This is a genomic window from Martelella limonii (assembly GCF_013344475.1).
In the GTDB taxonomy this organism is placed as follows: Bacteria; Pseudomonadota; Alphaproteobacteria; order Rhizobiales; family Rhizobiaceae; genus Martelella; species Martelella limonii.
Map to the genome: position 1 here is coordinate 240,130 of NZ_JABUOU010000005.1, position 20,235 is coordinate 260,364.

A 20,235-nucleotide genomic window follows, 5' to 3' on the forward strand; every position below is an offset into this window, starting at 1 on the left:
CGGGACAGGACAGATGCAGCTTTATTGGCCCTATCTGCTAGCCGACTATTACCGGCTGTTGGAATACATGACCGTCATCGTGGCGGTCGTGATCCTGATTTCCTGCATCGACGACCTGTTCGTCGATGCGGTCTTCTACATCCGGGCGATCAAGCGGCGACTGACGGCGGAGCGGCGCTATAGTCCCCTCACCCCGGAACAGCTCAAGAACCGGCCTGAACAGCATATCGCGATCATGGTTCCGGCCTGGCTCGAAAGCGATGTCATCGCCGCGATGATCGAGGGCATGGTGCACACGCTCGACTATCGCAACTACACGGTCTTCGTCGGTACCTACCGCAACGATGCGGCGACAATCAACGAGGTCGAACGCATGCGCAGGCGCTACCGCCAGCTGGTGCGCGTCGAGGTGCCGCATGACGGGCCGACCTGCAAGGCAGACTGTCTGAACTGGGTGGTGCAGGCGATCTTCGCGCATGAGGAAAAGCACGGGATCGCCTTTGCCGGCACGATCCTGCATGACAGCGAGGATGTGCTGCACCCGCTGGAGCTGCGCTTCTTCAACTACCTTCTGCCGCGGATCGACCTGATCCAGATTCCGGTCAATTCGCTGGAGCGCAACTGGTACGATCTCGTCGCCGGCGTCTACATGGACGAATTCGCCGAATGGCACGGCAAGGATATCGTGGTGCGCGAGGCGCTTGCCGGCATGGTGCCGTCAGCCGGTGTCGGCACCTGCTTTTCGCGCAAGGCGCTGCTGACGCTGTCCGCGGAGAACGACAATCAGCCCTTCAATACCCAGACGCTGACCGAAGACTACGACATCGGGGTGCGGCTTGCCGAGCACGGCATGCGCTCGATCCTTGCCCGCTTCCCGGTCGAGTACAAGGTCAAGCGCAAGACCTGGTTCGGCTTCGGCCGGGACAAGGACATGACCATCACCATGCCGCTCTGCGTGCAGGAATATTTTCCCAATACGCTGCTGACATCCTACCGTCAGAAGGCGCGGTGGTCGCTCGGCATCTGCTTTCAGGGCTGGGCCTATTTCGGCTGGCACGGCTCGCTGATCGATCGCTATTTCCTGCTGCGCGACCGCAAAGGCATGGTCACTGTGTTCGTGACGGTGTTCGCCTATGTTCTGGCGCTGCAATACATCCTGTTCCGGCTCGGCTTTTCGTTCGGGCTCCTGCCGCAGAACTATCCGCCTCTGCTCTCTCTCGATGGCTGGATCGGAACGGTTCTGATCCTGAACGCGATCGCGCTGATGCTGCGGGTGGTGCAACGCTTCTATTTCACCAGCCGCACCTTCGGCTGGGAGCACGGCCTCCTCGCCATTCCCAGGATGATTATCGGCAATCTGGTGAACTTTCTGGCGATGTCGCGGGCGTGGAAGCAGTATCTGGTCCATCTCGCGACCGGCAAGCGGCTCGTCTGGGACAAGACCATGCACGACTTTCCAACCGCCGAAGGCCTGGTCGAAGGACAGGCGAAGCTCGGCGAGCTGCTGGTGTCGTGGCACGCGATCGACGAAAGCCAGCTCGGCGATTCCCTGAAGGCGCAGGAAGCGAGAGATCTGCCACTCGGCCGCATCCTTCTCGACAGGGGCTGGCTCGAAGAGGACGTGCTTGCCGAAGCCGTTGCGTTCCAGTCGGGACTGGACATGATCCAGGTGAGCGAGGAGGAGGTGATCAGCGCCTATGATCGCTTCAGGCCGGATTTCTGCTTCCGTTTCCGGGTGCTGGCGATTGCCGATGGCGACAGCGACAGGCTTGCCCTTGCCACCGCCTTTCCGCTTACGCCAACGGCGCTGCAAGTCATCGCGGAAGAGCTTGGCTACCAGCCGCGCCAATATATCGTTCTCGACCGGGCCGTGGCGCGGGGCCTCAATCTCCTTGGCGCACACCTGCGTGGCGGCACCCGTGAGCGCGCGCTTGGCGAAGGCGTGCCGCTGCTTGGCGAAATGCTTGTGAACAAGGGTCTGATTTCCACCGAGGCGCTGCAGCATGCGCTTGCGGATTATGATCCCCAGCGCGATGGTCAGATTGGCGCCTATCTCGTTTCCCACGACATCGTCTTCAAGAGCGCCGTCGATCAGACTGTGGAGGAGCAGCGGGCGCGAATGGATAAGTGGGTCCATGAAATCACCGCTGCGGCGGATGACAACAGGAAGGCGCCGGCATAATGGCCACCGTTCTGCACCTATCGAAGCATTCGATTGCCGCGATCCTGATGGCAACGGCCGGAATTCTGCCGTTTTCAGGCCATGCCTTTTCCCAGGAGGAGGCCGATCCGCAGCCTGGGGTCGAGGTCGATGCGCTTCCGCTCTCCGGGCCGGCGCTTCTTCTTTACCGCAATGCCGAGCTCGCGATCACCGATGGCAATCCCGGAAAGGCCGTCTCCGACCTCACCGAGGCGGTTCGCCAGCGGCCGGATTGCGCGAAGCTGCGTGCAGCCCTGGTCTCGGCCCTGCGCAAGGGGGGCCGCGATGGCGAGGCGACGGCTGCAGCTGGCGCGGCTGCCAGCGATGACCGGCTTCCCGCAGACGGCCGGCAGCGCCTGCAGGCCATGGCAGCCGGCGCGGAGCTGCGCGATGGCGCATCTGTGGACGCCTGCCAGATAGAGGTGCAGCCGGGAGCCCCGGCAGTCGCCGAAAGGCCTGTCGCAGTGCCTGGCCCTGCCGGCCCGCCGGCGAGCACCGAGGCCGCGTCTGCGGTTGCCGAAACCGATCCGGCCTACGAGGCGGCGGATGCCGCCTACCGCGCCTATGCCCGCGCCGATTATCAGGGCGCCGTGGCCGATGCCGAAAGGGCGGTCGCGCTTGCCCCCGACAATGGTGATTACCAGACGCTTCTGGCAAATGCGCGCGCCGCGCTGAAACGAAGCGAGGCAAAGCCCCCACCGCCGGATCCGGCCTTTGGAGCGGCGAGCGTCGCCTATGCGGCGCTGCGCGACAATGATCTCGACAAGGCTCTGAGCGCCGCGCGCCGCGCCGCAAGTCTTGCTCCGTCGAACCGCGCCTATCAGCTGCTTCTGATCGATGTCTTGAACCGCTCCGGCCGGCGCGATGAGGCGCTGGCGGCCGTCGACCGCACGATTGCCCGTTTCGGCGCCGATCGCGCCCTTTTGAGCCAGCGCGGCGTGTTGCATCAGGAGGCAGGCGATCAGGCTCTTGCAAAGGCGGATTTCGCCCGCGCGTTGACGCTTCCCGGCAGAACGCCTTCCGAGGCCGATCTGCGCCTCGACCTTGCGACCACCGCCATGGCGCTTGATGCGCCTCAGGAAGCCTATCAGGCGCTGCAGCCGCTCGGCGACAGCCGCAATGCAGCCGTCTGGCTGCTGCGCGGCCGGGCGCTCACCGCAACCGAAAACTACACCGCCGCCGCGACCGCGCTTCAACAGGCCGCGGCACTCTCCCAAACCGATCGCCAGCGCGCCGATATTACCGTCGCCCGGCTCGACCTGATCGACGCCGAGAGCGGCGAGCGGAGCGCGCGCGCGGCCTTTGGCGCTGCCGAGCAGGACGGTTCGCTCTCCGCCCTTTCGGCGACGGACACGGCCTATCTTGCGGCAAGGCTCGGCGATCGTTCGATTGCCTACGATGCCTTTGCCGAGGCCTATGGCGCGGGCCAGCTCGGCGACCGGCAGCTGATCGATGCTGCCTATGCGGCGCGGCGGGACTATCAGAACGATGCGGCCATCGCCTGGCTGAAACAGGTCATCGACGCGGCCGACGCCGGACGGCTGCAGCTTTCGCCGGAAGAACTCTATGGGCTCAGGCGCCAGGTGTCGGATATTACGCGGCGCTGGGGCGCCAATATCGGCCTGTTCTACGGCAGCAGCGGCATTGGCGACGGCTATCTGACGCCGCCGGCGTCTGCCGGGCGGACCATGCAGCTTGGCACCGAGTTCTACTGGCGGCCGGAAGCATTCGGCTACCGCGACGGCCGCACCGTCGATTTCTTCATCCGCCAGTTCACCACGCTTTACGATTCACTCGATGGCGCGATCGGCGCTTCCACCATGCAGGGAGCGGCAGGCGTGCGCGTCAAGCCGTTCACCAATCTCAACGTCATTGTCGAAGCCGCGCAATATTTCAAGATCGGGCGAGACAGCCGCGACGACTTCTTGCTGCGCGCGGCCATTTCCGGCGGCTTCAACAATGATCTCATGCCCTGGAAAGACCAGTGGTGGTCCGGCCAGTATTATGCCGAGGCCGGCAGCTATCTGGTAAGCGGCGAGAATTTCTGGGATGCCAATGCCAGTCTTGGCCGCAGCTACAGGCTGGGTGGCGACGGCGGCCGGCTGGTGGTCACGCCCTTTGTCGGTGTTTCCGCCGATTTCGACAATCTGGATGCAAACACATTCGCGCTTGGCGCGGGCCCCGGCGTGAACGTTCGTTACTGGTTCCGCGAGACCAAGTACCAAGCGCCGATGTCGCATCTGGATTTCAACGTCCAGTACCGGGCGCGGCTTGGCGGTGATGACAGGGCGCGCGGATGGTTCGCCACTCTCAACCTCGCACTGTAACCCGCCGCAGCGTGATCGTCGGCCTGGCGCTTCTGGGGCTTGTCTCGGTGCTGGGCGTGTTGGCCGTCCTGCGCAATGCCCTGCCCCGCTGGCTCGGCGGCGGAGGCGTTGCCGGGATCGTCTGGCAGCTCGACACGTCGACCACGGCCCCGGAGGGAAACTGGCAGCGGCTCGGTGTCGACCATCTTCTGATCCAGTGGAGCGAGGTTGATGGCATCGGCTTTGCTCCGGGGCTCGGCAAACGACCCGCAGAAAAGATGCCGGACTGGGCGCGGATCGGCCAAGAGCCCTGGGCGCGCTCCGTCATATTGGGCCTTGCCGGCAATTTTTCGGAAAGGGCATCGCGTGACAATGTCCTTGCGCTGGCGGATGCGTCTGCGGTGGCGGCGAAGGCAGAGCTGCCGCTGAATGTCGTTGGCTATTATTTCCCCGTCGAGGTGGACCCGACATGGAAGGAGGCGCCGGCCGTGATGCCCGAGGCGCTCGCCCGCCTGCCGCGGCCGTTGTGGATCAGCGTCTATGACAGCGCCAATATCGGCGGCGCGGCGCTTGCCGGGTGGCTTGCGGAATGGCTGCCGGATGATGTCGGTATTTTCTTTCAGGATGGCGTGGGCGTCGAGGCCCGCACCCCTCGAACGGCGCGCGATTATGCCGATCAACTTGCCGCCCGCTTCGGCAAGCATCGCGTGCGCGTCATCGCCGAGGCGTTCCGCCCGCTGGGAAAAGGCCGTTTCCGCCCCGCCACCGCCGCGGAACTGGTGCCCCAGATCAGGGCGCTTTCCGGCTATCAGCTCTACCTCTTCGACGGTCCGCATTATGTCGATGACGCGCTTGTCGACGCGCTGGCTGAGAGGCTTTGAACGCCCCCAGAGGGGCCTTCCGCGCGCCGGACGTTAATCTTCAACGCCCGAGAAGAACCGGATCACCCTGTCGCGCATCGTGTCCATGGTCGGATCGGGTTCATCGGCGGCAGGGATCATGCCGGGGGTGAACCATTCGGTTTCAAACCTTTCGACGAGATTCCGATCGCGGCTGATGATATGGACCGGCACATCGCGCGAGGCATCCGGACCGGTGATGATGGGGGCCGGCTGGTGATCGCCGAGCACGATGAAGACGCCGTCGTCCCCGAAGCGGGCAATATAGTCGCCGACCGTCTGCAGCGCGTAATCGATGGTGCCGATATACTGCCGCTGCACCCGTTCCCGGTCAGCCCAGACCACTGCGGGCGGATCGCCGCTCGTTGCCTGGGCGTCGAACACGCTGCCATCGCCGACATCGGCCCAGTCGATGAGGGTCGGAACGGGCGTCCAGGGCGCATGGCTGGAGATCAGGGCGATCTCCGCCATCACCGGGCGCGGGTCGCCGTCATGGCGGACCAGCCGGTCGAAGGCCGACAGCGTGTACTGGTCGGGCATCGTCACCCAGTTGAACGGCTTGCCCTTGTAGCCGAGGTCCTTGGCGGCGAAGATCGTCTCGTAGCCGTAATAGGCGCTCTCCGGCCAGTCCATGGTGATCGCCGGCATCACGGCGGCGGTGCGCCAGCCGTTTTCATGAAACAGCCGGTTCAGGCTCTTGCGACCGCTGATCATCAGACGGTCGTACCGCGCCTGGTTGTCGACCCAGAGGCCGGAAAGGAAGGTGCCATGGGCAAGCCAGCTCAGGCCCCCCATGGTCGGAGACCGGCTCCAGCCGCTTGCCGTGGCAAAGCCCGCCTTGGTCAATTCCTGTTCGATCGCGCCGAGCCGTGGATCGATCAGCGGCGCGTAAAGCGGGTCCTCGATCGCGCTCCGGCCATAGGATTCGATGAAGATCAGAACGACATCGCGGCCCTTGACCGCCGAGAACAGGCTGTCGGTCTCTGCCGCAGGATCGTCTCCGGCAAGCGACTGGTCGAAGAGCTGCATGTCCTTGACGGAGCGCGCAACCGCCTCGACACGGTGAACGATATAGACGGAGCTGCCCGCATCCGCATAGGCGCGCGTTCCCGTGGCAGCGCCGGTGCCCCAGAGCACGATCCCCAGCGCGAGCAGGGCGGCGAAGCCGAAGCCGGCCGTCTTTTCCGCCCGGCCTGAAAGCCGCGCGAGTGCAGAAGCGGCGCGGAAAAAGACGGCAAGCACGGCAAGGAAGGCGAGGATCGTCAGGGCTACGGCAAGGCCCGCGCCAAGCGCGCCGACAGCGCCGGAAAACACGTTCCAGCCATCGGCAAAGATCCGGAGGTCGAGATAGGGGTTGAACGGGCGCTGAAACGCCGATTGCACGCCGATATCGCCGAGCCGAAGAAACAGAACGATGCCCAGCGCAAGCGTCGCAAGCATCGCGAGCAGGCGCGCCAGCCGCGCGGGCAGCAGCACCAGAGCAAGGCCCAGGATCGGGACTTCGATCGGCAGGTGCAGGAATGCTTTCGCCGAAAACGCATGCGGATGGTCCGGCAGGTTCAGCACGAAAACCGCGATGACGAGGAAGACAAGCGCGGCCACGAATGCCCGTGCCTGCCGGTTTTGCTTGCAAGCAACCCGATCAGCCATCATGACTTGCCTTCTCTAAGCGGCCGATGGGCTGCGACTTGGAAAGGAGCGGCTCTTGTCCGCATATGCAGTCCTCGCGGTGGTTTTCTGTCTGGCAATCATTGCCGGACTGGTCATGGCTGTCGATCCCGCCGATGTCCTGGCGGCGTTCGAAAACGTGTCGCTTCCACCCGTCCTTGCCGCGCTTGCCATCGTCCAGGCCCAGGTCGTCCTGTCGGCGCTGCGCTGGCGGTTTACGGCCGGCAGGCTTGGGCATGCAATCCCGATCGGCCTTGCGATCCGGGAATATTACATTGCAAGCTTGGTCAACCAGGTCCTGCCCGGTGGCATGGCGGGCGATGCGATCCGCGGCTATCGCGCCCGTACGGCGGATGACTGGAAACGCCCGGCGGCGGCGATCGTGCTGGAGCGGCTTTCCGGTCAGCTTGCCTTCTTCCTGCTGGCGGGTGTCGGGTTGTTTGTCTGGCCTCTGGTGCTGGCCGAAAGCCTGCCGCCCGGCTTCGGCCGTCTCGTTCTCATCTGCGCGGGGATATTGGCCGTTTTCGCCTGTCTCGGGCTCGTCATCGCCCGTTCGCGGCTGATGGCGCGGTTTGCCACGTTGAAGCCGGATCTCGCCGCCGTCTTCTGGCATCGCGGTGCATTTGCCGTGCAGTTCGGCCTCAGCATGCTGACGGTGCTGTCCTATATCGCCGTGTTCATGATCGCGGCGGCGGCCACGGGGGCGGCCCTGCCGCCGGTTGCAGCGATCACCATCATCCCGCTCTGCCTGATGACGATGCTGATCCCGGCAGGCATCGGCGGCTGGGGAACGCGCGAGGCTGCCGCCGCGGCGCTCTGGCCGCTTCTCGGGCTGACCAGCGCCGAGGGGCTTTCGGCGAGCCTGCTTTACGGTCTGCTCTCGCTCCTGGGTGTCGCGCCGCAAGGTCTCCTGTTTCTGGCGATCACGTTTCGGCGCGGTCATGGCCGGCGGTAACGCCGGCGGGCAAGGCCGAAGACATCGACGCCGAAGGAATAGGTGATCAGGATAAGTGCCGTTGCGGCAATCGCCGTCGAAACCGGCGGCGCGATCGCCGGCGCGAGGATCAGACAGAGTGCCGCCACCTGAACGACGCAGATCAGCTTGCGGAGGAACGATGGCGGCAACGGCGCGGTGAGAAACGGCAGACATATCTGCCCCAGAACGAAGCCATAGCGCATCAGTCCGATCGCGAGCACCCAGATGCCGGCCTTGCCGAGAAGGAAGGCGGCGACGGACAGAAGCAGGATCAGCAGCGCATCGACCTCCATGTCGAAGCGGGTGCCGAGCGAAGACTGAAGCCCCGTGCGTCGCGCCAGGTTGCCGTCGATCCCGTCAAGCGCAAGCGCAAGGATCACGATCACGATCAGCCAGGTCAGCAGAGGATCGGCCTCTGCCGCCGGTTCTGCAAACAGGATTGCCGCGCCGAAAAAGCTCGTCAGGGATGCGCGGATGGCGGTGATGATGTTGGCGGGCCCGAACCGTTCATGCGGGTGGCCCGGCAGCGAGCGGATCACGATCGCGAAGATCGCAAGCAGCAGCAGCGCCGCCGCGATCGGGGTCGCAAGGCCTGTCTCGAAGTGATAGGCAAGCAGGCCGAACGCAGCAAGCGATACGGCGTAGACTGCGCCGAGCGCCAGCGCCGCATTCTTCAACCGGCGCCACGCCGCATCCCGGTCGCCATGACGGGCAGCAAGCGCGATGCGGTGAAGCTCTCCCGACCCGGCTGTCGGCGGTCCAAACGTGCTCATGGCGCCCTATTCTGCCGCAACCAGGCTCTCGAGCGTCAGGAGGTGCCCAGCCCTGATCGCCTTGGTCCGCAGGTAATTGACGTTTTCGCGGGTGACTTCGCCGGTCACCGTGACCTGCCCGACGACATCTATGCCGTTCTTCAGCAAGCCGTCGATCTTGGTCGGGTTGTTGGTATGAAGCACCACGCGCTGCATGCCGAGAAGCCGCAGCATGGCGGCCGCTGCCTCGTAGCGGCGATGATCGCTGGCAAGACCGAGTTCGGCATCGGCGTCGATGGTATCGAGGCCCTGGTGCTGATAGCCATAGGCGCGCATCTTCGCGCCGATCCCCGTGCCGCGCCCTTCCTGATCGAGATAGAGGAGCACGCCGCCGCCTGCAGCTTTCAGCTGCTTCAGCCCGTTGCGAAGCTGATCGCCGCAGTCGCATTTGAGCGAGCCGCAGAGGTCGCCGGTCAGGCAGGAGGAATGGATGCGCACCGCTACGGGTTTGGAAAGGTCCGGCTTGCCGACGATGATGGCGACCTGATCCTTCTGGGCGAGACCGCCCCGGAAGACCGCGAAATCCGCGTCTCCGATCTCCTTCAGCGGCACGCGCGTGCGAACCACGGGCTGGAATTCCTGCCGCGCGGCATCGCTTCTTCCGAATGCAGTGACATCCAGGCTCTCGCAGGCCGCGAACCGGCTGTCGCCGGCCGAAAGCTCATGCGTCACCATGGCGGGCAGCAGCAATGCCAGCCGCGCGAGATTGGCCGATGAAGCCATCAGCGCTTCGGCCTGTAGAAAGGTCCCGGGCTTTTTCTCGCCGAGCGCATAGGCAAGGCGCGCGGCATCGTCGAAGCTCTTGCCCGCAAGCGGGACAGCGATCCCGCCTTTTGACGCGATGCCGAGCCGCTCGGCCCGCTCGTCCGTCAGAAACAGGCTGTGACGGTTTTCCGATGCGCGTGCGAAGCGGTCAAAGACCGCCGGTGTCACGCAGTCGAGCGCCAGTGTCGCAAGCCGCCGGTCGCCGTCGCGAAGGATCACCGGGCGTCCAAACCTCAGTTCGGCCACAGCCCTTTCCACCGCAATCTCGGGCGTAACCGACTGGAAATCGCTGAAATCATCATTTGTCATGTCGTTTCCTCCGCGTCGTTCGCCCCGCCTGGCACCCATTAAAAGATGTGTCGGGGCAAACCGGATCATTGTGACGTCCGTTATAGAAACGTCTGATCTCTTTAAGTGGTTTAGTCTGCTCCACAAAAAAGATCATTGGAAGCTGAACTTTATGTGAGCCGGAACAATGCGCGTGCCATAAGCGTCTTTGGATTCACGGGGTTTGGCGAGACAAATGGAGAAGAGCGTGCAGGAAAAAATACTGTCTGGAAGCCCGTCCTTTCCCTGTTCCGCGACCGCTCTCTGGTTTCAGCAAGCCGGACAATGCGTCTTGCGCGAGGAGAAAATCGCCGCGCCCTCCGATGACGAGGCGCTGGTCGAGACACTGTTTACGGGCATCAGCCGGGGCACGGAAAAAGTTGTCTTTCATGGACAGGTGCCTCAAAGCGAACAGGGCCGCATGCGCGGACCGAACATGGAAGGCGATTTTTCCTTTCCCGTAAAATATGGCTATGCCGCCGTCGGCCGGGTGATCGCGGGCCCGGCGGACCTTGCCGGTCGCTCCGTCTTCTGTCTCCACCCCCATCAGGACCGGTTCGTGGCCCCTGCCGCGATGATGACGCCGCTTCCCGATGCCCTGCCGCCGGAGCGTGCGGTTCTTGCGGCCAATATGGAAACCGCACTCAACATCGTCTGGGATGCAGGCATCCAGCCCGGAGACACCGTTGCCGTTTTCGGCGCCGGCACGGTGGGCGCGCTGGTTGCCTATCTCTCCAGCCGGATACCGGGCACCGAGACGACGCTGATCGATCCGAACGAGAGCCGCGCCGGGCTGGCAGAAAAACTCGGGATCTCGTTCAGCACCGGCGCGTTTTCCGGACCTTTCGATGTCGCGGTCAATGCCTCGGGTTCGGAGCAGGCGCTTGCAAGCGCGCTCGGCGCTGCCGGCAAGGAAGCGCGGATCGTCGAGGCAAGCTGGCACGGCGAGGGAGAAACCACCATCCCGCTTGGCGGTTCGTTTCATGCCATGCGGCTTTCGATCGTCAGTTCGCAGGTCGGCACATTGCCGCCATCGCACCGCGCCCGCTGGACTTTTTCCCGGCGCATGGCCAAGGCGCTCGCGCTTCTTTCAGATCCGCGCCTTGACGCCCTGATCTCGGGGCACACTTCATTCGGGGACATTGTTTCGGCCTATCCCGGCATCCTGTCATCGCCCGACACGCTCTGCCATCGCATCTACTACTGAGGAAAAGAATTCATGTTTGCAGTCGAGGTTCGCGATCACATCATGATCGCACATTCGCTTCCGCGTCCGGTATTCGGACCCGCCCAGGCCATGCACGGCGCCACGTTCGTCACCGACGCGGCGTTCTTCACGCGCGATCTCGACGAGGACGGGCTTGCGGTCGATATCGGCGCGGCGACCACGGTTCTGGGCGAGGTGCTGAAGCCGCTCAACTATCAGAATCTCGATGAGGTCGAGGCGTTGAATGGCAAGGTAACGACGACCGAGGTGATCGCAAAGTTCATCTTCGACCGGCTCGCCGAAGCGGTTGCCGACGGCCGGCTCGGGCCTGGCAGCCACAGGATCTGCAAGATCCGCGTGACCCTCCATGAAAGCCATGCCGCGCGCGGCTGGTACGAGGCCGAGCTTTGAAACTCGTCTTTGCCTATCCCGGCAACCTCCAGCTTCGAACCGGCGGCTATGGCTATGACCGGCGGTTGATCGCAGCGCTTGAGGATGCGGGATGGCAAGTCGAGCGTCTGCCGCTCGGCGATGGTTTTCCAGCCCCGGCGGCAAACGTGAAACGGGCGGCGGAACAGGCGCTTTCATCGCTCGCCGATGGCACGCTGGTGATGATCGACGGTCTGGCCTTCGGCGTGCTCGACGACTTTGCCGCGCGCGAGGCAAAAAGGCTGAGGCTCGTCGCCCTGGTTCATCACCCGCTATCGCTTGAGACCGGCATATCCGCGACGGAAGCGTCGCGCCTGCGCGACAGCGAACGCCGCGCACTGTCCCATGTCCGCCATATCGTCGTCACCTCTCCGGAGACTGCGCGGGAGCTTTCAGCCGGTTTCGGCGTGACGCCGGAGAGCATCACGGTTGCCGTGCCGGGCACCGATGCGGCCCCTGCGGCAACGGGAAACGCGCGCGGGCCGCACATCCTCTCGATCGGGTCGCTGACCGCGCGCAAGGGACATGATGTGCTGATTTCCGCGCTGAAGATGATCGAGGACCGCGACTGGACGGCGACGATTGCGGGGGGCCGCGATCTCGATCCGGCCACCGCTGCCGCACTTGAGCGGCAGATTGCCGACAGCGGCCTTGCGGAACGGATTTTGCTGCCAGGATCGGTTGACGATACCGGCCCGCTTTACGCCGGCGCGGACATCTTCGCCCTTGCAAGCCGCTATGAAGGCTATGGCATGGTGTTCGCCGAGGCGCTGGCCCGCGGCCTCCCCATCGTCGCCTGCCGCGCGGGTGCGGTGCCCGATGTGGTGCCGGAGACCGCCGGCATGCTGGTGCCGGTGGATGATACCGCGGCCTTCGCCGATGCGCTGCGGCGCCTCATCACTGATCCGCAGCTGCGCCGGGAAAAGGCTGCGGGCGCGAGACAGGCCGGAAGCCGCCTGCCCGACTGGGCCGAAACGGGCCGGATCGTTGCAAACATGCTGGAGACAATTTGATGAGCTTTGACGCAGACTGGCTGAGCCTCAGGGAACCTGCGGACAGGGCCGCACGCCATCAGGGGCTGATGGAGACATGCGCGCGCCACCTCGCGCCGGTCGCCGATCCCCTGATCATCGATATCGGCTGCGGTACCGGCTCGACACTTCGCAGCCTTTCGAATGTCATGCCCGGCGACGCCCGGTGGCTGCTGGTCGATAATGATCCGCGCCTGCTCGATCGCGCGGCGGAACTCTCCGGGGATAAGGCCCGTGCCGACTACCAGCAGCTCGATCTCAACGCACTCGATCGGCTTCCGCTCGAGAGTGCAGCCATGGTGACGGCCTCCGCGCTTTTCGATCTCTGCTCCGAGGCTTTCACCTCGGCCTTTTCCGACGTGCTCTCACGCCATCGCATCGGACTTTACGCCGCCCTGAACTATAATGGCCGGATCGGCTGGTCCGTATCCCATCCGCTGGATGAAAGCGTGGTCGAAAGTTTCAACCGGCACCAGCAGACCGACAAGGGGTTCGGCGTGGCGCTCGGCCCGGCAGCGGCGGAGCGGCTTGAAGCTCTTTTGGAAAGCCGCGGCTTCAAGGTTGAAACCGGCGACAGTCCCTGGCGTCTGTCCGGGGAGAGCGCTGCCCTTCAAAAGGCCTTCGTCGAGGGCTTCCGCCAGCCGCTGCAGGAGATCGGCGGGCTGTCATCGGGTGAAATCGAGGACTGGATTGCCTTCAGGATCGCAGCGACCGCGCTTCAGGACAGCCATTGCACCGTCGGCCACACCGATATCATCGCATTACCTGCCTGAGAGCGCGCAGTCGAACAGGATATCGCTGCCGAGATTGTAGATGTCGGCCTTTGGGCGTGGTGCGTCCACAAGCCGCGCAACGGGTGAAAGATTGAGCCCGCTCGGGCCCGCACCGATGATCAGCGGAGAAATCGCGACATGCAGCCGGTCGACGTTGTTCTCTTCGATGAACCGGGCAATGGTGCGTGATCCGCCTTCCACGAGAATGCGGGAAAGGCCGCGCGCGGTGAGGACGTTGACGATATCGCGGGTCGCAAGCCCTTTGCCGGAGGGCGCGAGGCGAATGATCTCGGCGTTCGGCAGGATCCGCGTGTCCGTGGCCGTGCTTTCGATCACGATCACCGGCGCGCCGCCATCATGAAACAGGCCCTCGCTGCCATCCAGCGCGCCGTTGCAATCGATCACCACGCGCACGGGTGACGGACCCTCGACCAGCCGGACGGACAGACGCGGATTGTCGGCCTTCACGGTGTTGAGGCCGACGATCACGGCATCGACCAGCGCCCGGCAGCGATGCAGATGGAGAAGGCCGTCAGGGCCCGAGACATCCATGGCATCGCCGGAAGGCGTCGCGATCCGGCCGTCGAGCGACTGGCCGACCTGGGCAAGAACGAAGGGCCGCTTGGCGCCGGCAATCTTGCCGTAGAGCACTGTCGCTGGATCATCGCCCGATAAGGGCGCGCCACCGCGCACCGCCAGCAGACGTTCCCAGACGGAAGCGTTCAGTTCGATGGCTTTCATGCGCTACAGGATCCGGTAGAGGGTGAAATCGCGGCGGATCACATGATGCATCAGCACCGCACCGATATGGAGCACGAACAGGACGGCGAGGATCCACGCGGTCACCAGATGGATGGCGGACAGGGTTCCGGCAATATCGGGCGCTTTGCCGATCGGGCTCCAGATCGGCAGGACGCCGAACCAGGTGAACGGAAAGCCGTGTGCGTTCGTGGCCAGAAAGCCGCTCAGCGGCATGATGATCAGGAAAAGATAAAACATGCCGTGGACGGAAGCGGCCACGATCTGTTCGATCCGTGGTCCATCTTCTTCCGGCTTGCGCGTCAGAAGCCGGTTGCCGACCCGCAGCAGCATCAGCCACAGGACCAGAAAGCCAAGGCTTTCGTGGATCATGTAGAAATCGAGCGAGACTTCGTTCTTCACGAATTTGATGACCATGCCGAGCGGCCATGTCAGCAGCACGAGAACGGCGATCACCCAGTGAAGGATGCGCGAGGTCGCGGGATAGCGCTCGACCTCTATTGCAAGCCGCGACGGCGTGCCCGGTCCTGTCTTTTCGTTCAATTCTTTCTCCCGATCTGCCGGCCGGCACGAATACAAGGCGCAATGCGCAGGCCGATCTGTCACGCGAAGATAGCAGTGCATGGTATCAGGGTAAATCAGACAGGTGGTAAAGTCTGTGCACAGTCGCGCAGAAGGCAAACCGTCCGCCCTCCGGCTTCATGCCGGAGCGCTGCGCGTAGCACCGGCCGACCGCCGGACTATTCCGCCTTGCCCGGTGCAAGCCCCATCATGGCCGCATACCAGGATGCCTCGGCCCGCGAGGAGATGCCGAGCTTGCGATAGATCGACTTGATGTGGGTCGCGACGGTATTGCCCGAGAGGCCAAGCTGCTCGGAAACATCGACATTGCGCAGACCGCGACTGATGAGCGCCAGCACCTCCCGCTCGCGTTCGGTAAGGGCGCTCTCCGGTTCCGCCGCAGGTCCGGTCAGCTGAAAATGCTCCATGATCCGCCTTGCGATTGCCGGCGACAGCGCCGGAATGCCCTCCGCAAGCTGCTGCAGCTGCCTGACGATCATGTCGGATGGCTGCTCCTTCAAGAGATAGCCATTGGCGCCGGCCGAAAGCGCCGAGACGATATGGGCATCGTCTCCCATCGCGGTGGTGATCACGCAAAGCGTCTGCGCGTTCCGCGACCTCAGCGCCCTGAGGACCTCGATCCCGGTGCCATCCGGCAGGCTGAGATCGATCAGCGCCACGTCGTAATCATACTCAGCCGCGGCTGCGAGCCCGGCTTTCATCGTGGTCGCGGCATCAACAGCATGCGGCGCGGGGAAGGCTTTCTTCGCAATGGCCGTCAGCCATGTCCGCGCCTCTCCCAGGTCCTCGACAATCAAGATGCGTGTCATGGCTGGTGGTCCTCCGTCAGCGGAAAGCGGGCGCGAACGGAAAGGCCAGGCTGTCCATCGCAGAGATGCAGCGTGCCATGAAGCGCGACAAGGCGGGCTTCCAGATTGGCGAGGCCATTGCCGGTCCGCTCCGTCTGCGCGGAAAGCCCCCGGCCATTGTCGCTGACGTCGAGTTCTACGATGCCGTCTTTGACGCCAAAGCGCACCCGCATCCGCCCTGCCCCGGAGTGGCGGATGGTGTTGCTGATGATTTCGCGCAGAATGGAACGCAACGCATAGGCGACGTTCGGCGCGAGCATGACATCGCCATCGTCGCTGGCATCCTGCCAGTCGAGCGTGATATCGGCCGCCGCCAGCCGTTCCAGCGCCTCGATCCTGAGATCGGCGAGCAGCTCGTCCAGCCTCTTGCCGCCGCGCGCTGCATTGTTGACGATATCGCGCAGGTCCGAAATCGTTTCGCGGATCAGCGTGTCCTTGCGTTCGGGAGTCTGGCTGTGAAGGGCGGAAAGCAGCTGTGCGCCCATATTGTCGTGCATGTCGCGGGCTATGCGCATGCGCTCCTCGCTCGCCCCCCTCTCGCGCGCATCGCGGCTCATGATGGCATGGCCGAGCATCGCACATATGTCGGCGGCAAAGCGGCGGTCCCGCGGGCTGAACAGCCGCCTGCCCCGATGGGCGTAGGTCAATTTCAGCGGAGAAAGCCCGGCAATGGCCGGCAGGCGAAGCGACAGCCCGTCATCGGCGATGGATGGTTCGGTTTCATGAGAATAGCTGTCGACGGAGATCTGCAGCGGCTGAAACGCGTCCTGAAGGATCTGCCGCCAGCGTTCCTCCTGCACCCTGTTTTCGGCAAGGGCGATGTCGACGATCCGTCCGAACAATGTTTCGCGGTCGAATGCGTGCCGCGCCATCAGCCGCCTTGCCATCCAGTCGCGGAAGGGCAGATAGACCAGCGCGACGACCAGCAGCGATAGCGCGAAGGCTTCCGACCGGTCGATGGCCATGAAATAGATCAGCGTCGCATCAAGCAGAAGCAGAAGAGCAAAGGCGCCGAGATAGGTCAGAACCGCAAAGGCCCAGCCTTCAAGCTCGAACAGCCGATAGCGGGCAACGCCCACGGCAACGCAAACGAACAGGAGGCCGAACAACACGAAGGCATAGCCCTGCTCGATCGTCGGGCGAACGCCGAACAGGTTTGGAAGGATGATGACCGAAACGAAGCTCCCCGCGCAAAGGCCGACGGACAGCGCAAACCAGCGGATCGCAGCACGGCCCGCGGGGTCCCGGCGGCTCACCGCATATTGCACGGCAGCGCTGACAAGAATGCCAGCCATGAGGATCACCACGGAGACAAAGACGCCCTCGGTCGGGCTCGGGAACACGCGCTGCAGGCAGTCCAGTACCCAGACGGCCCCGAACAGGAGTGCCAGGACCAGGATAAGCCGGTTTGAAGCCAGCCTCCTCGGATAGACGAGGAAGAGCCCGAGCAGGGCAACGCCGAAAGAGAGCGTTCCGAAGTGATTGAGCGCGGACAGCGCATGGAAGAGATCGCCGGGTAGCGCCAGTTCGCGCGTCGAATAGATGGCCGCCGGAAATGCCGAAACGGGGATCGATATCCCGGCTGCAGCCAAAAGCCGCGCGGCCATGTCGTCGCGGCGCAGGCTCCAGACCCAGACGCCGATCAGAAGCGTTGCAAGCCCGGTCACGATCTGGACCCAGAACACGGCAGGCAGGCTGTCCATGGGGCGGTGCGGGGCAGGGGTGACCAGGAATTGCCGAACCTCGGGTTCATTTGCCGAAATGGTGACGGCATCGGCGGACAGGACCCGGTTCAGCAGCCTTTGCCGCTCGAAGAAGCGGGCAAGCGCCTTGTAGCTTTCCGCCACATCCGGCTCGTCGATCAGATCGCCCGGCTCCGGAACGACGTCGCCGATCGCCGAAACCGCCATGCCGGGCGGCAGCAGCCGTGCGGGACCATCGGGTGCCACGTCTTCGATGCGGACGATGGAAGACCAGTCTTCGACCGAGAAACGCAGCCCCAGCCAGGGGCGATCAAGCGCGACGGCAAGCGTTGCCAGGACTGCGGCAAGTCCAGCGAGAGCGGCAATGGCCAGAACAGTAAACGGCGTCAAACTTTTGAGCACCTGCAACGCTTCTCCGTAGAACGGTTCTACTGGTTTTATACATGCGTGGCGCGCCGGAACCTCACCTGTTCAGGTGATGCCGCGACGCATTCTGCTCCGCTACTGCTCCTTGAGGCATTGTTGACTCATCGGAAGGGCACTTTTTCAATGACGGCGAAGACTTACAAGAGGTTTTTTCGATCCACCGCGCTGACCTCACTGTCACTTGTTGTGGTATCGGGCGCCAGTGCAGAAGAAACCGCCAGCATCCAGATCTTCAATCCGGCTGCGGAGATACGCGCCTATTACGGCGATCCCGAAGATACGACCTACGGCAAGGGCCTGACCGACATGGCGACGATCGGCGGGATCACGGCCGACGGCAGCGCCTTTGTCGGCACGGTGTATCGCAGCTATGCCAAGAGCATCCAGAGCGGTTTCATATGGGATGCCGCGAATGGCACGCGGCCTTCGGCCGACCGCCCCGCCAGTTCGCCGCTGGTGCAGGGACAGTCCTACACATCCACCGACATTTCCGAGGACGGCAGCGTCATCGTGGGCAAGGCCTCGGGCGATCTCTTCGGCACGGGCGGGGCCTATCGCTGGACGGAAGCTGGCGGGTTTCAAGCGCTCGGCACGCTCAATGACGGCTTCACCTCGTTGGCGACGGCCGTTTCCGGGGATGGAAAGGTCGTGGTCGGCTATAGCGGCGGCCTGAACAATGGCGAAGGTTTCCGCTGGACCGCGGATAACGGCATGCAAAGCCTTGGCTTCCTTCCCGGCGGGGACACCATCAAGGCGGACCAGCCGCTTTCTGCAAATTACGACGGCTCGGTGGTCGTCGGCATGGCTATGACTGCCGGCAACCTTCAGAACGGGTTCCGTTGGACCGAGGCGACGGGCATTGAGGCGTTGCCCTCCCTTGAAAACAAGCTCACCGTTGCGACCGACATTTCCTGGGACGGCAGCATCATCGCCGGCTACTCGCAAAAGGGATATGCGGCTCAAGCCGTCCGCTGGGTCAATGGCGAGATCGGCTCGCTGGGTGGACTTGATGGCGCGCCCTCGGTCCTGTCCTGGGCCCAGGGCATTTCGGGCAATGGCCAGGTCATCGTCGGCAATGTCAGCTATAATGGCGAGCACGGCTTCCGGTGGTCCGAGGACACCGGCATGGTGACGGTCGAGGACTGGCTGCGCGCAAGCGGCGCGGAGGTGCCTGCGAATTTCCCCGGCCAGTCGATCATCACGGAGACCGCCGATGCCACCAATGAAGACGGCTCGGTCGTGGTCGGACGGACGCGCGATGACGAGGTCTACATCGCGCGCGGCAACGGGACCGGGCCAAGCGGTAATTTGCCAGGCGGCGGTACCGGCGGCGGCACGACAGGTGGCGGAAGCACGGGTGGCGGTTCGACCGGTGGCGGGTCCACTGGCGGGAACAGCGGCGGCGGAACGGCTGGCGGTGGAACAACGGGCAATGGCGGCACGGGCGGCGGCACGGGCGGCAATACCGGTGGCAACACGGGCGGCGGCGGCACAGGCGGCAATACCGGCGGCGGTACGGCCGGCGGCGGATCGGGCGCAGGCGGCGGCGCGGGCCTGATCACCGTCACGTCGCTCGCGGCAAGCCTTGGCACCACGGCGACTGCCGCGACGGCCACGCTGAACAGCCTTGGGATCATCACCAATGGCGCGGGCTCCCGCCCGCTCGACCGGCGCGCGCCCGCGGGCAAATCGATCACCTGGGCAAGCGGCGACTGGGGCAGTGACGATCACGGCAGCCGCGACGGCACGCTCGGGCTTGGCGAATTCGGCTTCGGTCACAATTTTGGTCCCATCCAGTTGAACGGCATCGTCGGCTATACCGGTCTCAACCAGAACACGATGTTTGGTGGCAGCACCGATGTGAATGCCGGTTACGTCAAGCTTGAAGCCATGGGCCTTTTGGCGGGAGATGAGGTCAGCGGGCTCTGGGGCGTCGTCACCGGCGTCGGGCTCTGGGGCGAAGCCGATATCACCCGCAACTACGTCACCAATGGCGGCCTGATCGATAGCTCCGTCGGCAATACCGGTACGGAAGGCTATGGCATCCGCGGCCGTCTGGAGTGGGAAAACGCCCTGCCCTACCTCTCGCCCTATGGCGAGGTCTCCTTTGCGAGTAACTGCCTCAATGGCTACACGGAAACCGGCGGCGCCTTCCCGGCTTCATTCGACAGGCTGTGCGACGATACGACAGAGCTGCGTTACGGCTTCGACACCACCATTCCGGTCAGCGAAAAGGTCAACCTGATCGGCACGCTCGAAGGCGTCCATCGGTTCCAGAGCCATGGTTCCAATGTCAGCGGACAGGTGCTCGGGCTTGGCGGCTTCAACTTCGCAGGCGCTTCCTATCAGCAGGACTGGCTGCGCGCCGGGGCCGGTTTCGAGGTCGATATTGCGGGCTCCACCCTGTCGATCATGGGCAATGTCACCACGCGTGGCGAATCGGCCAATGCCTGGGTTGCGGCTAACTGGCGCGTGACCTTCTGAGAGATTTGAAACGGCATTGATGCGCGGTAGGCGGGCTAAC

General features: G+C 64.0%; 16 protein-coding genes. 9 read left to right on the forward strand and 7 right to left on the reverse strand.

Going from position 1 to position 20,235, the window contains the following annotated elements:
- Positions 1-13 precede the first annotated feature (13 nt).
- From HPQ62_RS13075 to HPQ62_RS13085, 3 genes are read left to right on the forward strand one after another with little or no spacing between them, the layout of a single operon-like run.
- Positions 14-2,182 (forward strand): glycosyl transferase family protein, encoded by a 2,169-nt coding sequence (locus tag HPQ62_RS13075; RefSeq protein WP_174802998.1) that lies wholly within the window; start codon positions 14-16, stop codon positions 2,180-2,182.
- Positions 2,182-4,527, forward strand: a complete 2,346-nt coding sequence (locus HPQ62_RS13080; RefSeq protein ID WP_174802999.1) for an NfrA family protein — start codon at positions 2,182-2,184, stop codon at positions 4,525-4,527. The genes HPQ62_RS13075 and HPQ62_RS13080 overlap by 1 nt, the downstream gene beginning before the upstream one ends.
- The gene (locus HPQ62_RS13085; protein WP_206678073.1) at positions 4,497-5,387 is read left to right on the forward strand and encodes an alpha-amylase family protein; all 891 of its coding nucleotides are present in this window, start codon (positions 4,497-4,499) and stop codon (positions 5,385-5,387) included. Before HPQ62_RS13080 ends, HPQ62_RS13085 begins: the two co-directional genes overlap by 31 nt.
- Before the next feature lie 33 nt (positions 5,388-5,420).
- Here the strand turns inward: HPQ62_RS13085 and HPQ62_RS13090 are convergent, their stop codons facing one another.
- On the reverse strand, positions 5,421-7,055 hold the full coding sequence (locus HPQ62_RS13090) for an LTA synthase family protein (protein WP_174803000.1): 1,635 nt from the start codon (positions 7,053-7,055) through the stop codon (positions 5,421-5,423).
- Between the two features lie 55 nt (positions 7,056-7,110).
- Here HPQ62_RS13090 and HPQ62_RS13095 point away from each other — a divergent pair, with 55 nt between their 5' ends.
- Complete coding sequence (locus tag HPQ62_RS13095; protein WP_244629677.1) at positions 7,111-8,028, forward strand: lysylphosphatidylglycerol synthase transmembrane domain-containing protein; 918 nt, start codon at positions 7,111-7,113, stop codon at positions 8,026-8,028.
- Here HPQ62_RS13095 and HPQ62_RS13100 read toward each other — a convergent pair.
- Both HPQ62_RS13100 and ribA read right to left on the reverse strand, forming a co-directional pair.
- A complete protein-coding gene (locus tag HPQ62_RS13100; protein WP_174803001.1) occupies positions 8,013-8,822 on the reverse strand; it encodes a CDP-alcohol phosphatidyltransferase family protein in 810 nt (269 codons plus the stop codon). The two genes, HPQ62_RS13095 and HPQ62_RS13100, sit on opposite strands and share 16 nt — an antisense overlap.
- Before the next feature lie 6 nt (positions 8,823-8,828).
- Entirely contained in the window at positions 8,829-9,935 is a 1,107-nt protein-coding gene (gene ribA / locus HPQ62_RS13105) for a GTP cyclohydrolase II RibA (RefSeq protein WP_174803002.1), read from the reverse strand.
- Between the two features lie 310 nt (positions 9,936-10,245).
- On the opposite strand from ribA, the gene HPQ62_RS13110 reads away from it, so the two are divergent.
- From HPQ62_RS13110 to HPQ62_RS13125, 4 genes are read left to right on the forward strand one after another with little or no spacing between them, the layout of a single operon-like run.
- Entirely contained in the window at positions 10,246-11,160 is a 915-nt protein-coding gene (locus tag HPQ62_RS13110) for a zinc-dependent alcohol dehydrogenase (protein ID WP_244629678.1), read from the forward strand.
- Positions 11,161-11,172: 12 nt separating this feature from the next.
- Positions 11,173-11,571, forward strand: coding sequence for a 6-pyruvoyl trahydropterin synthase family protein (locus HPQ62_RS13115; RefSeq protein WP_174803004.1), 399 nt, complete (start codon positions 11,173-11,175; stop codon positions 11,569-11,571).
- Positions 11,568-12,602 (forward strand): glycosyltransferase family 4 protein, encoded by a 1,035-nt coding sequence (locus HPQ62_RS13120; protein WP_174803005.1) that lies wholly within the window; start codon positions 11,568-11,570, stop codon positions 12,600-12,602. Before HPQ62_RS13115 ends, HPQ62_RS13120 begins: the two co-directional genes overlap by 4 nt.
- Entirely contained in the window at positions 12,602-13,393 is a 792-nt protein-coding gene (locus HPQ62_RS13125) for a class I SAM-dependent methyltransferase (protein ID WP_244629679.1), read from the forward strand. The genes HPQ62_RS13120 and HPQ62_RS13125 overlap by 1 nt, the downstream gene beginning before the upstream one ends.
- On the opposite strand, the gene HPQ62_RS13130 is transcribed toward HPQ62_RS13125, so the two are convergent.
- The 4 genes from HPQ62_RS13130 to HPQ62_RS13145 form a co-directional block, all read right to left on the reverse strand.
- Positions 13,382-14,134, reverse strand: coding sequence for a RibD family protein (locus tag HPQ62_RS13130; RefSeq protein ID WP_174803007.1), 753 nt, complete (start codon positions 14,132-14,134; stop codon positions 13,382-13,384). The two genes, HPQ62_RS13125 and HPQ62_RS13130, sit on opposite strands and share 12 nt — an antisense overlap.
- 3 nt (positions 14,135-14,137) lie before the next feature.
- Positions 14,138-14,695, reverse strand: a complete 558-nt coding sequence (locus HPQ62_RS13135) for a cytochrome b (protein ID WP_244629680.1) — start codon at positions 14,693-14,695, stop codon at positions 14,138-14,140.
- A 197-nt stretch (positions 14,696-14,892) separates the two neighbouring features.
- Positions 14,893-15,543, reverse strand: a complete 651-nt coding sequence (locus tag HPQ62_RS13140) for a response regulator (RefSeq protein ID WP_174803009.1) — start codon at positions 15,541-15,543, stop codon at positions 14,893-14,895.
- Entirely contained in the window at positions 15,540-17,687 is a 2,148-nt protein-coding gene (locus HPQ62_RS13145; protein ID WP_342343709.1) for an ATP-binding protein, read from the reverse strand. The genes HPQ62_RS13140 and HPQ62_RS13145 overlap by 4 nt, the downstream gene beginning before the upstream one ends.
- A gap of 147 nt (positions 17,688-17,834) precedes the next feature.
- On the opposite strand from HPQ62_RS13145, the gene HPQ62_RS13150 reads away from it, so the two are divergent.
- Entirely contained in the window at positions 17,835-20,195 is a 2,361-nt protein-coding gene (locus HPQ62_RS13150; RefSeq protein ID WP_174803010.1) for a hypothetical protein, read from the forward strand.
- Positions 20,196-20,235: the final 40 nt, after the last annotated feature.